At 47.7% G+C, this 13745-nt stretch carries 10 protein-coding genes; 6 read left to right on the top strand and 4 right to left on the bottom strand.

Features of this window, described 5'->3' with window-relative positions:
* Positions 1-2: 2 nt before the first annotated feature.
* Positions 3-629: a hypothetical protein gene (locus KS4_RS15250; protein WP_145080085.1), complete on the bottom strand. Its 627-nt coding sequence runs from the start codon at positions 627-629 to the stop codon at positions 3-5.
* A gap of 21 nt (positions 630-650) precedes the next feature.
* Entirely contained in the window at positions 651-1328 is a 678-nt protein-coding gene (locus KS4_RS15255) for a hypothetical protein (RefSeq protein WP_145080086.1), read from the bottom strand.
* Between the two features lie 236 nt (positions 1329-1564).
* On the opposite strand from KS4_RS15255, the gene dnaE reads away from it, so the two are divergent.
* From dnaE to KS4_RS15280, 5 genes are all read left to right on the top strand, one after another.
* Positions 1565-5530 carry a DNA polymerase III subunit alpha gene (gene dnaE, locus KS4_RS15260; protein ID WP_145080088.1) on the top strand — a complete coding sequence of 1322 codons (3966 nt, stop codon included), beginning with the start codon at positions 1565-1567 and terminating at the stop codon, positions 5528-5530.
* 150 nt (positions 5531-5680) lie between these two features.
* Positions 5681-6232, top strand: coding sequence for an NAD(P)/FAD-dependent oxidoreductase (locus KS4_RS15265; protein ID WP_145080090.1), 552 nt, complete (start codon positions 5681-5683; stop codon positions 6230-6232).
* Between the two features lie 279 nt (positions 6233-6511).
* A complete protein-coding gene (locus KS4_RS15270) occupies positions 6512-7516 on the top strand; it encodes an alpha/beta hydrolase (protein WP_200761334.1) in 1005 nt (334 codons plus the stop codon).
* A gap of 183 nt (positions 7517-7699) precedes the next feature.
* Positions 7700-8695, top strand: a complete 996-nt coding sequence (locus tag KS4_RS15275) for an alpha/beta hydrolase (protein WP_200761335.1) — start codon at positions 7700-7702, stop codon at positions 8693-8695.
* A 98-nt stretch (positions 8696-8793) separates the two neighbouring features.
* Complete coding sequence (locus tag KS4_RS15280; RefSeq protein ID WP_200761336.1) at positions 8794-9675, top strand: alpha/beta hydrolase; 882 nt, start codon at positions 8794-8796, stop codon at positions 9673-9675.
* Between the two features lie 79 nt (positions 9676-9754).
* Here KS4_RS15280 and KS4_RS15285 read toward each other — a convergent pair whose 3' ends face one another.
* Both KS4_RS15285 and KS4_RS15290 read right to left on the bottom strand, forming a co-directional pair.
* Positions 9755-11263, bottom strand: coding sequence for a dicarboxylate/amino acid:cation symporter (locus tag KS4_RS15285; protein WP_145080098.1), 1509 nt, complete (start codon positions 11261-11263; stop codon positions 9755-9757).
* 156 nt (positions 11264-11419) lie between these two features.
* The gene (locus KS4_RS15290; RefSeq protein WP_200761337.1) at positions 11420-12574 is read right to left on the bottom strand and encodes an NAD(P)H-binding protein; all 1155 of its coding nucleotides are present in this window, start codon (positions 12572-12574) and stop codon (positions 11420-11422) included.
* Positions 12575-12665: 91 nt separating this feature from the next.
* On the opposite strand from KS4_RS15290, the gene hemC reads away from it, so the two are divergent.
* Positions 12666-13655, top strand: a complete 990-nt coding sequence (hemC, locus tag KS4_RS15295) for a hydroxymethylbilane synthase (protein ID WP_200761338.1) — start codon at positions 12666-12668, stop codon at positions 13653-13655.
* Positions 13656-13745: the final 90 nt, after the last annotated feature.

The raw sequence follows: 13745 nt of genomic DNA on the forward strand, positions 1-13745 counted from the left end.
GGTTATTGTGTGGAGAGTTTATTGATTTGCTTGAGTAGATCGCTGCCACATTCGGGGCAGGTGTCGGTGGTTGAGCCGAGAAAACAGTAGTCGCAGGCGGTGCAGTTGCCGAAGCGGCGGTAAAGGGTGAGTTGGAATTGTTGCCAGGTTTGTTGGTCGGGGAAGAAGCGTTTGGGAAATGCGTAATAAAGGGTTTGATTCACTTCGATGTAAATGTGCTGTGAGGAGAAGAAAACCATGGTGACGTCATCGGTTGCGTTTGAGATGCCATGACTGTCACTGAGGCAGGAAATGATTTGATGCGAGAAGGTTAGTGTTGAGGGGGACTGAAGGTTATCTGGCGAGTAACGGATCTTCATGCTTTTGAAGTAGCGATGGATGTAGATGAGTGTCGCGGGGATGGAGCAGATGATGAACAGGTTGAGTGTGGAGAGATGATCGAGATAGAGCCAAACGAATATCGCACCGACCCATGAGAATGTGAATGTGGCGAGCATGAACCAGAGGATAAAACGGTATGGCAGGCGGATGATATTGCGCATGCGGATGCAATTGAGTTCGCGGAGGTCGTCCTGCGTGAGCGAGCCTTCAACGGAGAAAGAGATTTCGGGGAGTTGAGGTTTGGTCATGCCCGTATTGTATTTGATGTTCTACTCGAAGGAATGGTGAAGGATTTGTCGCGCCAGATCGTCGCCGCATTCGGGACAAGTTGGGGAGGTTGAGCCGGTGAGATTGTAATCGCATTTCATACATTGGCCGAATTTTCGATAGACAATCATGGCAAAGGCTCGCCAATGGTCGGGGGATTCGAAATGTTCTTTTAACAAAAGCACTATGGTCTGTTCATTGGCAGCAAGACAAACGCCGGCTCGTACCCATTTAACATGCTTGACCGCGTACCAAGGCAGATAAGTGTGTGTGTATTGATCGGCCAAGCGGACATCAATGCCTTCCGGGTCGACGGTGAGGGTGTATTTGATTTTGTTTTTATAGCGTTTTCTTGCAGGTCGATTATCAATATAGCTGCTATTAACGTAACAGCTTTGCAACAATCTAAAGGTAAGAATGGAGAAGAGACCCATCAGGATTAGCATGATTTGGTATTGTTCTTGATCTATTACTTCTTCAGTAAAAAGGGCATGAAACATGAAACCAAAAAAGATAAGGGGCAGTATGGGGAAACTGGATTTATAACCACTACGAAGGCTGAAGGAACCTGGCTTTTCTTCGTACATGCTCTTTTTTGCACGAAGCAATCGTTTCCAATGAGTCAGATCATATTCACCCTGAACCCGGTAGCTGAACTCCGTCATGATTGGCTGTGTCATGTGAGATATGATCATGGAAAACGGGGCCGGCCGCAATATTGTTTTAGCGAGTTATTCAATTTATAGAAGGGGTTATCCACGGTGTGAAATGTGGGTTGGCAGTGACTTATAACGATGGCGGAAAAATCCACACAAGGGGGAGCTGGTGAACTAAAATGTGAGCACGATGTTGCGAGGCTGTGATGACTGGGAAATCATGGTTTTTTGCCAACAGCTAACCAGAGATTGCTGAAGATATGACAGATACTGCTAAGAAGACGATGCCTTTTGTTCACCTGCATTTGCACACGATGTATTCGCTGCTGGATGGTGGTAACAAGCCTGCGAAGTTGATGGAGAAGGTAAAGGAACTGGGGATGGATGCGGTGGCGATCACCGATCACGGCAATCTGTTTGGGGCGGCGGACTGTTATAAGAAAGCGAAAGCAGCGGGGATCAAACCAATTCTGGGGATTGAGGCTTATGTCGCACCGGATGTGACGGGGAAGAGTGACCGGACGAAGCGCGAGTTTACGGGCGTATCGGATGGTGGATTTCACTTGGTGCTGCTTGCGGAGAATCAAAAGGGGTGGAGCCATCTGCTAAAGCTGAGTTCGGATGCGTATATCAATGGGTTTTATTTTAAGCCACGTATGGATAAGGGGATTTTGGAGGAACATCAGGACGGGCTGATTGCGATCAATGGGCACTTGGGATCGTCGATTGCGTTTTATATGGTGAAGTATGAGCAGACCAAAGACGAGTCGATGTATGAACGGGCGAAGCAGGAAGCGATATGGCATAAAGAGACTTTTGGGGTGAACGAGAATGGGGAGCCATGCTTTTATATTGAGCTGCAGAGCCATGAGGAGAAGCTGCAGGATCAGATTAATCCGCATCTGGTGAGACTGGCAAGGGAGTTGGACATCCCGATTGTATGTGACAATGATGCTCACTTTTTGACGGCTGACGACTGGGATGCGCACGATTCGTTGTGTTGTATTTCGATGGGCAAGATTAAGCATGATGAGAATCGGCTGCATTATCCGAAAGATTTGTATGTTAAGTCGCCGGAGGAGATGCATAAGCGGTTTGTTGATGAGTTGAAGTTGCCGGATGCGATTGAGAACACGAAGAAGATTGCGGACCGCTGTCATGTTGAGTTGGATTTTAATGCGAACCATGCACCGGTTGTGAAAGTGAAGTCGCCGTATGCTGAGTTGCCGACGGATGCGGATGGGGCGTTGAAGCTGATTGATGATTTTGAATGTGATCATGAGGTGGGAACGAGCGAGTGGTACAAGGCATTTTGTGGTCAGTTCGAGGTCGAGCCATATAACACAGAAGTCGATACTGAATCAGAAGATGAATTGAAGCTACAGTGCGATGGGGCGCTGCGTATGCTTTCAGAGGCGGGGGCAATTTGGCGGTATGGTCGTGACGGGGTGGATGAAGCGAAGCGGGCTAGGATGGAGCGTGAGCTTCAGGTTCTGGCGGACAAGCTGATTAGTGCGTACTTCATTATTGTGTGGGACTTTGTGAATGAAGCACGGTCACGTGGGATGCCGTCGAATGCGCGTGGTTCGGGTGTGGGTACGATGGTGGGTTATGCGTTGGGTATCGCGAACGCTTGCCCGGTGAAGTATGGCCTGCTATTTGAGCGTTTTACTGACCCAGACCGAACAGAATATCCCGATATCGATATCGACATCTGCCAGAATGGGCGGCAGGAAATTATTCAGTATGTGCGTGACAAGTATGGTTATGTTGCGCAGATTATTACGTACGGAACGTTGAAAGCGCGTGCGGTAATTCGCGATGTTGGTCGTGTGCATGACATGCCGCTGAATGAGGTGGACAATCTTTGCAAGCTGATTGGGGATGGATTAAAGACAACGCTTGATTCGGCCCTTGAGCAAGAGCCGGACTTGAAGGCACTGTACGATGAAAATCAGTTGGTGCGTGAAGTGTATGACACGGGTCGGCGGCTTGAGGGGATGGCTCGGCATGTTGGGGTACATGCGGCGGGCGTGATTGTTGCAACACAACCGCTGGATAATATTGTGCCGCTATATAAGCCATCAGGTACTGAGCAGATTGTGACTCAGTGGGATGGGCCGACGTGCGAAGCGATTGGTTTGTTGAAGATGGACTTCTTGGGGCTTCGTACGCTGACCATTATTGAGCGTGCAAGGCAGTTGGCTTTGAAGTCGTTACCACCAAATACGATTCGTCGCACGATTGATCCAGATTCGGAAAGGCCGAAGTCTTGGGATCCCCTGGACCTTGAGCGTTTACATTTTGATGACACTAAGGTTCTTGACCTGTTTCGTCGCGGCGAAACCGCAGGTGTATTTCAGTTTGAATCGGGCGGGATGCGCAACTTGTTGATGGCGATGGCGCCGGACCGGTTGGAAGATTTGATTGCAGCGAATGCGTTGTATCGCCCTGGGCCGATGGAGCTGATCCCAAACTATAATAACCGTAAGCATGATCGCGAAGAGGTGCCGAAAGTCCATGAGATTGTCGACAATCTCACGGCTGAGACTTATGGCATTATGGTGTATCAGGAACAGGTCATGCAGGTGGTCAACCAACTTGGTTCGATTCCATTGCGTCAGGCTTATACACTCATTAAAGCTATCTCGAAAAAGAAGATGGATGTTATTAATGAGAATCGTGCGCAGTTTATTGTCGGTTCGGGTGAAAAGGGTGTTAGTGAAAAACAAGCTGGTGATTTGTTTGATTTGATCCTGAAGTTTGCAGGGTATGGTTTCAACAAATCGCACTCAACGGGTTACGCGATTGTGGCGTATCAGACGGCTTATTTGAAGTCGTACTTCCCGATTCATTACATGGCTGCACTGCTGACGTTTGAGTGCGTGAGCACTGAGAAAGTCGTTGAGTATATTGACGAATGCAAGCGTGTGCTATTGCCGAACGGGAAACGTGGTGTGGATGTCAAGCCACCGGATATCAATCTTTCAGATATTGCGTTCTCTGTTGTTTATACCAATGATGAAGAGCGGACAGCAAGTGCGGGTCACATCCGCTTCGGGCTAAGTGCTGTTAAAGGTGTTGGCGAAAAAGCGATCATTGTCATTATTCAAGAACGTGAAAAATCTGGGCCGTTTATGTCGTTGTCAGATTTTTGCGAACGCGTGCCATCATCAGCTGCGAATAAATCCACAATCGAAGCGTTAATTAAGTGCGGTGCATTTGATTCAGTACACTCGCAAGATGAACGGGCAGCGATGGTTGCTGGTGTCGAAGCGGCCATGCGTGCGGGCTCACAGGCATCGACGTTACGTGCTTCTGACGATTTCTTGTTTGGTGAGGTCGATAAGAAAGATCGCGAAGAAGGAAAGAAAGAAGATAACTTTAAGTTGCCGGAAGTGAAAGCTTGGGAGAAAAAAGAGACTCTGGAGTTTGAGAAGGAAGTGCTTGGGCTGTACGCATCCAGTCATCCGCTTGATGAGGTTGGCGATACAATCGAACGATATTCTAATATTGCGATAGAGAATATTACTGAATTGGCAACCGATACGAAAATCATCATCGGCGGCATGCTTACCCGCGTTCGCCCGACCTTCACGAAAAAGAAGGGCGAAAAAATGGCGATGATCACGATCGAATCAAAGACAAACAAGATCGACGGTGTAGCGTTTCCGAGAACATTTGAAACCTGTTCAGCGTTTTTAGTGAAAGATGAGATTGTATTTATTGAGGGTAAAGTCGATCGCCGCCGCGAGGAACCCAATATCATTATTGAGCGTGTGATCCCAGTCAGTGAGGCGGCTGTCGAACTGACGCGCGGTGTGAAAATCATCATTAACGATAAAGCTGATCCCAAGGTTGGCACCTCGTTTAATGGTGAATTGGCTCAATTAAAAGAGCTTTTACGCCAAGCTTCCCAACGAGGAACCAAACAATCAGCAGACGTGAGCTTTGAACTACATCAAGGTGGCAAGGTTGTTACGATTCAAAATCGTGCAATCCGTGTGTGTGTCGATGAGCATTTAACACATGGCATCACAGGTGTACTATCGCGTGTTGATAATGGATCTGCTCAATGTGAATTGCTGGGTCCAACGAAAATTCATGTAAACACAGAGAATGCTTTTGATGACTCACAACGAGATGACGAGAACATGATTGCGATGTCGTCTTCTGTACAGGGCGAGGACGCATCTTGTGGTTCGATTGATCGTTATAACAATTAAACTATCTATAACATCAATATAAACAAAGGAATCTGCTCCTGTAGGTTCCTTTTTATATTTTGGATGTTTTCCCCACCTATTCAAATGATAATCATATCGTTTAATCTGATGGTATTCGCCTGATATAGTTCAATATCCAAGGAGACTACCATGGCGAAAGTAATCATTATTGGTGATGGCCCAGCGGGCCTAAGCGCTGCATTGTATTTAGCGAAGGCAAAATATACGACTGTGGTCTATGGCCAAGACAAGACACCAATGCATTACGCGATGGTTCACAACTATCTCGGCATTCGTGAGATTTCTGGCCCGGACTTTCAAAAGAATGCTCGCACACAAGTCATTGATATGGGTGCTGAAATAGTTGACGAGCAAGTGACGAAAATTGCAATTGCAGACGACGGGTTCACCATTAAAACTGCCGTTGGCAAAATCGATGAGGCTAAATATGTCATCATCGCTGCTGGCAGAAACCCTGAATTAGTTACAGGTGTGGGATTAAGTTTAAATGATCAGAAAACTGTTGAGGCAGATCGCAATGGCCGCACGATGGTTCCCAATTTATACGTAACGGGTTGGTCGACAAGGCCGGACAAAATTCAAGCGATTATCTCGGCAGGAGACGGCGCCGCGGCGGCACTCGATATACTCTCAAAAGAAGCGGGTAAAGATATCCACGACTTCGATAATCTCGAAAAATAGTACATACTCAATTCGGTTATTAAACCTCCAATAACGGATCGCCAACCATGGCGTGACGTATGACTTCAGCCTTGACTGTGTTGTCAATGCTTAGGCCGTGATACGCAATATCACGGCTTTTTTCGTGCTTTTTTGGCGATTACGGGCGTTTACTTGAATACCAAACGCATCTGCGCTATGCAGTATTGCAATAATGCAATGGCAATACGATCCTGCTGATCTACGATTACTAACATATCTGTGATTTATATTTTTAAGTGAGGTAAAGAGATGACCAACATGGCTACCCAGACACCGTTTACTAGTATTTTGAAGACAACGTTAGGGGCAGCGATGATGCTCGCGGCCTGCACAATAACGACCACGCCAACTCATGCTCTCAGTAAATACGCAAACGATCGGATTAAAGAAGTTGCGAGCCATACTAGCTACTACGCTGCGAATGCAGACAAACGCTACACCTATGCCACACGACCTGAACGTGATCTTGAGGTATTTGTTTGGACACCGAGGACAGCACCTCGTGAGGACGCTCCAGTTATCGTGATGTATCACGGCGGCGGTTGGAATGGCGGGACGCCCAGTGCCTTTGCTAGAAGCGCACTCTATTTTGCGCTTAGCGGATACTACGTCGTCACACCAAATTATCGGGTCAAAAATACAGACGGCACAACACCCATTGATGCGGTACATGATGCCGAGGCTGCTTTGCAGTGGGTCATTGACAATCAGGGCGTTGACGGCATGGACTGGGACAATCAGCGGATCGCATTATATGGTAGTTCGGCGGGGTCACACTTAGCGATGACGACTGGTTTAGGCGGACGTGTTGCAGGGCTTAATAATGGCGATGCTAATGTTTTTGCCTATGCGGCTTTCAACTCGGTTTATGATGGCAGCCCCAATGGATACGGCAAGGGCAGGCTTGGTAACACGATTGAAGAATACGGGCCATACTCACCACTACATTTAGCCCATAAGGACATGGATCCAATCATTTTCACACATGGTGAAAAAGATACGACCGTACCATATTCAAAAGCACTTGAGTTTGATCAGAGACTTGAAGATCTAGGTGTCGAAAAAGAATTTCTATCCTATGCCAACTACGGGCATAATACCGGGCCATACTACAGCAGTAGTGAAGGAGGCCAAACTGCATGGATGCAGGGCGTTTACAATGTTGAGGATTTCCTAGGAAAGCAACTTACGGCGATACCCGAACCTTCCAGCTTAGCATTACTTTCTATGACCATGCTTACATTAATTCGACGCAAGAAATAACCGCTTCACTATTTAGTATTAAAGAAATACTCACCCGTATTGCGATTTACTGCATCAATACTCCCCTATTTTAGTTCATAACCTTGATGTGCAAGCTGATAAAAAGATGCCATATGACAGCGCACACTCAAGTTTATGATTAAACATTTAGTATTCATTCATTTGTATTATGAGGATAGGAAAATGACTCAGGCATTTGTCTCACGCTACGTAGCAACCAACATCATTGGACTTTTCGTATTAATCGCGTGCTTTACTTTGAATTCAACGCTACATGCCTTGGACAATGCGAATGACAGAATTCTAGAAGTTATTAGCCACAATGGCTATAACACATCAAACGCAGACAAGACATATCGCTACGCATCTAGGCCGGAACGTGATCTTAATTTGCACGTGTGGAAACCTAGAACTGTAACAAGCGGCACCGCACCAGTAATTGTCATGTATCACGGTGGCGGCTGGAATACGGGCTCTCCTAGTGCATTTGCAAGAAGCGCACTTTATTTTGCACTCAGTGGCTACTACGTGGTTACGCCTGAGTACCGACTGAGAGATACTGATGGTACGACGCCTATCGATGCTGCACATGATTCCGAAGCTGCCTTGCAGTGGGTCATCGACAACCAAGGAATTGATGGGATGAACTGGGACAACCAGCGCATCGCGTTGATGGGTAGCTCAGCTGGTTCGCACCTAGCAATGGTTACTGGGCTGGGTGGACGTGTTGAAGGATTAGAGAATGGCGATGCAAATATTCTCGCCTACACACTTTTCAACTCGGTTTACGATGTAAGTCCTGAGGGGTATGGTAATGGTAGATTGGGCACGAAACCTGAAGAATACGAGCCTTACTCACCGCATCACTTGATTCATGAAGACATGGCGCCGATCTTTTTTACGCACGGCGAAAAAGACACATCTGTGCCGCACACTCAAGCACTTGCGTTTGACCAAAAACTTGAAGACCTAGGTGTCGAAAAACTGTTTAGATCATATGCCCACTTCGGCCACTCAACTGGGTCATCTTATAGCACTGATCCGCTTTATCAGAAACGTTGGATGTATGGCATTTACAATGTCGAAAATTTCTTAGAGAAACAGCTTGCAGCAATACCTGAACCTTCCAGCCTAGCTTTGCTTTCCTTATCGATGATTGCTCTGATTCGTCGTAAGTAAAACAGGTTATCGTTTATTCGCTCTTAGTTCACACACACATGGTTTAAGTTACTTTTATGCTCAATGTACGATATAACCCGAAGCTATTGATCTGCATATTGACCTTGTTAGCAATATGTGGCGTAAATGATGCAGCCATCGCAAACGATCGACTAGAATCTGTCGTTCAGCATGAAAAATACTCATGCAAAAATGCGGATGCCTCGTATACCTATATCAAACGCCCTGAACGCGCTTTAAGAGTTTTTGTCTGGGCACCACCAAAGCCCGTCACCAAGCCTGCACCTGCCGTGGTTTTGTATCATGGGGGTGGATGGAACGGTGGCTCAACGAATAGCCTATCACGTAGCGCTAAGTATCTTTCGACGGCTGGCTATTACACAATCGTGCCAGAATATCGCATCAAGAATAAAGATAAAACGACACCATTCGAGGCGGTTGCTGATGCTGAAGCTGCGATGCAATGGATCATCGATCATACCGGCGAACCTGGCATGGAGTGGGACAAAAAGCGTATCGCGTTGATGGGCAGTTCTGCTGGATCGCATCTTGCAATGGTCACGGGATTGAGCAACCGAGTAGAAAGCTTAAAAAACGGTGATGCTAAAATTTTCGCATTTGCTCTTTTTAACTCTGTCTATGACGGTAGCCCGAACGGCTATGGCAAAGGCAGACTAGGCACCACACCCAATGAATACGAACCTTACTCACCACTACACTTGATTCGCTCTGACATGCCGCCGATTCAGTTCACGCACGGCAAGAAGGATGAGATCATCCCGTATGCCAAAGCGATTGAATTTAAGAAGCGGTTAGATGAGCTTGGTGTTGAACATAATTTTCTATCCTACGATAAGTACACTCACAATACTGGCCCATACTTCAGTAAATCAAGCTGGGGGCTACGACGATGGAAAGAAGGCATCCAAAACGTTGAGAAATACCTCAATGAGAAACTGCCCAAGCCATCCGAGCAATAATATTCTTTATCATTAGATTTTAAAAGCCCAGCATATGCTGGGCTTTGTTAGTACCTATTTGATCATCAAATGGCCTTGTTTAATCTTCTTCGAAAGCATCGTGACCTTGCAGGAGTTCTGGTCTGAGGAGCCCCTCCTCACCTTCGGTTTTCGCAATGATCGTTGCTCCGATCGAGTCACTGAAGATATTGACTGCAGTACGGCACATATCTAACGGACGGTCAAAGATCAGCAAGATTGGGAAGCCAGCCACAAGCGGAAGGTTGATACCCTGTGAAGCTAACTGCGATTCGATCGCTTGCAAAATCACGATAATGGCAACCAAGGAAGCGCTCGGCACGCCGGCAACACCAATACTAGTTAAGAGCGCAACAATGACGATGAAGAATTGCTGTGCGAGATCGAGTTGCCAACCAAAGGCTTGAATCACAAAAATCGCAGCAACACATTCATATAATGCCGAGCCGTCCATGTTCACTGTTGCACCCAACGGCAATACAAACGATGAGGTCTTGCGGCTTACCCCCGCTCGCTGCTCAACACATTCCATCGTCACAGGCAAAGTTGCCGAACTACTGGCAGTTGAGAACGCTGTTAGCAAAGCTGGCGCCATCGCGCGGTGATGTCGATATGGATTCACACGTGTAAAAATCCATAAGAATATAGGTAAAACGATAAACATATGCACCGCGAGTGCGGCGATAACCGTGAACGCAAACAACACCAACGATGAGCCAAACTCCCACAAACGTTCTTCCTGTGACAGTTTCGCGTAGTTCTGCATCATCGTCGCAGCAATCAAAAACAGGATCCCAATTGGCGCAAATCGCAAAATGATATTCGTCAATCGAATACTCACACGGTACATGCCATCAAAAAATAATGTCAGTACTTCGCCCGGTTCGGGTTTAATTCTAACAACCAGATAGCCCACAAAAAGCGAAACGACAATCAACCCTAGAAGATTATTCGTCGTCGCAGCAGTAATGAGATTGTCCGGCACAAGTTTGCGGAAGACATCTAAAAAGTCAGATGCTGTCGATCCACCAAGCTTTGAATTCATCTCACCAGCCACATCACCAAATTGCTTAATATTTTCACTGGTCAACAAAGCTCCGCTTTCAACCACACCCGGCTTGAGTGTGTTTACGAGCGTCAGGCCGATCAAAATCGAGACCAATGATGTTGCTGCATAATACGACAAGGTCTTCAAACCGATCCTGCGAAAACCTGCCCCTTTACCGATGCCGATAATGGAAACGATGATAGAGCTGGTCACAAGTGGGATCACAACTAGCTTCAGCGCATTCAAAAATATATCGCCAATCAGATCGCAGATCATGTACACCAAACCTTGATCGACAAGCGTTACAACGCCAGGGATGCCTGCCTCTTGGTAAGCCTGCCCCGCTGCTGCTGCCGCGGCCAGTTCGCTGGCGTACTGTGTTTTCCACTCACCGATATAGTAAAGCGAAATTCCGAGCCCCAACGCCGCCCCCAAAATCAAACCAATCAGAATCTGCCAGTGAAGTGCCCAATGCCAAATTGCCCAGACCGGTTTCTTTTCTGCGAGCTTATTATCCGACATATCATCTCCTGTATGCTGGCAAACCAAACATGCCAGTCTGAACCAATAATCCCAAATCGTACTCAGCCTGACCTAAATTCGATCAAAAATCAAGCTGGTATCTTTATCGGTATGGCCATCCCAGGCATCTGCGACATCACCCCGCCGCAATGTCATTTAAGTCATCGTCGGGCCATACTTTTTCACAACTTCCTCAAAACCACTTCTTTTTATCCCAAGATCACGATCCAGCCGTTCTAACTCAGCATCATTCGCCACATTATCTTCCTCCGCCATCAACACCTGATCCTTACCAAACGGCAAACTCGTCACACCAACTCTCTCTGCGATACCTGCCACCTTTTTGGCAAACCAGCTCGGCACACCAACCGCCGGTCGATGTTTCGCTCCTGCAATATATTTCTGGCATATCTCATACATCTGTGGCCAACTCATACGATCTGCCCCAGCTACATCGTAAATCTGCCCAATCGTCTGCTTATTCTCAACAGCCTCCACAAACATTGCGGCCACATCCTCCACCCACACCGGCTGTACGAGCCCTGCCCCTCCGCCAAAGCCGCCACCTAAAATCCCTTTGCCAAAGTAGGGCACGAAAGGCATGCCTCCCTTCGCCAAACCCTTGGTAAAAAAGTCTTTCACCATCAGCATGAACTCACCATCTGGCCCATGAATCAGGCTTGGCCGAAAAATCGTCCAATCCAACCCGCTCTTCATCACCGCCAACTCTGCCAATCGTTTAGTTCGATGATATTTTGATGACGCGTGATCTTTTGTCCCCAAAGCTGACATCTGTATCCAACGTTTCACGCCTGCCTTCTTAGCCGCACGCAACAAATTTTCCGTCCCCTCAACATGCACACGCTCAAATGTGACGCCCTTACTTGGCACTTCCCGAATAATCCCTACAAGATGAATAACAACGCTTGCTCCATCAACAAGTTTTTCAAGGCTCGCATTGTTGAAAAGATCACCCTCGATAACTTTGGTATCATGACCCTCAGTCTGCAAAGGGTTGGGCCTCTCTTGCTCAGAGTCGGGGATAGAACGTGTGGAATCGTTATCACAAGACGCTTCCAACCGACTCTTAGGGGTTCTTTCGCAGCTTGATTGCCTCGCTCCATCGTGATCCACCACTGTGTCACACGCCGTTGCGGAGTGATCATCGGGTCGATGGGTCGTTTTCGTGCGGGACGTAGACCGCACGAGGGTTTTGACGGTGTATTTCTTTTCCAACAAATCACGCAGGATATGAGTGCCAACAAATCCACTCGCGCCCGTCAGGGCGATCGTCTGGGTTTTTTCATTCATAAGCATACCTGTCGGAATACACTTAGCCCTTGCGCCAACATAATTGCGCACAGTCAGTTATATTATTGCTTCTACTACGGAGCTTAGAATATTGCGTCGAAGTCGTAAACCAATCGTTATCGCATCCCGCCGTTCACTGCTTGCTCGTACGCAAGCCGAAATGGTTGGCCGCGCACTCGGGAAACTCCATCCTAACGTTGAAATCCAATACCGTTGGATCGAATCCGAGGGTGATATCAAACTCAATCAATCCCTTGCTGATATCGGCGGCAAAGGCCTTTTCACTCGCACAATCGAGTCGGTCCTTCTCAAAGGCGAAGCCGATATCGCCGTCCATTCACTCAAAGACCTCCCCGCCCGTGATACGCCGGGTCTGATGATTGCCGCAGTCCCCAAACGCACCGTTGTCAACGATTGCCTGATCGCCAAGGATGGTTCCACCTCCCTCGATCAGCTTGCAACCGGCGCTATTATCGGCACCTCCTCGCCGCGACGCGCATCACAACTCCTGCGTGCACGCCCCGATCTTAAGATCGACCTCATCCGTGGCAACGTCGAAACACGCATTAATAAAGTCATTGCCCCTCAACCCAATACCATCCACTACGATGCGACCCTCCTCGCAGCCGCAGGACTCCGTCGTCTTAAGAAACTTGACCTCGCAGCCCGAACCATCCCGACGGACATCATGCTCCCCGCAGCATGCCAGGCCGCACTCGCCATCCAATGCCGCTCCGATGATCACGTCACTCTCACACGCTGCCTCCCATTAAACAATCCCTCCTCATCAACCGCTGTGCATGCTGAACGCGAAATCCTCGCCGCACTCGAAGCCGATTGCCATTCAGCAATCGCTGTTCTCGCCGAACCCGTCGAGACAGGTGATGAACTCACCAAACGTACCGGCGATCAAACCTATCGCCTACAAATCCGCATCCTCTCGCCCGATGGCTCGCATTGCCTCGAATTCGACCAACAAACCAAAACCAAAGAACTCCGCCGCCTCATCAAGACAGCCGTTTCACAACTTAAAGAGCAAGGCGCAGACGACCTACTCCACTCACAAACCATTGGCGCTTAATATTTGGCGTTTGGGTACCAATCAATCGAACAAACAAACAAAAGCGATGCGTTTTTAACGCATCGCTTTTTTCCTGCCTTTCTAACATCT

This window comes from Poriferisphaera corsica, assembly GCF_007747445.1.
In the GTDB taxonomy this organism is placed as follows: domain Bacteria; phylum Planctomycetota; class Phycisphaerae; order Phycisphaerales; family Phycisphaeraceae; genus Poriferisphaera; species Poriferisphaera corsica.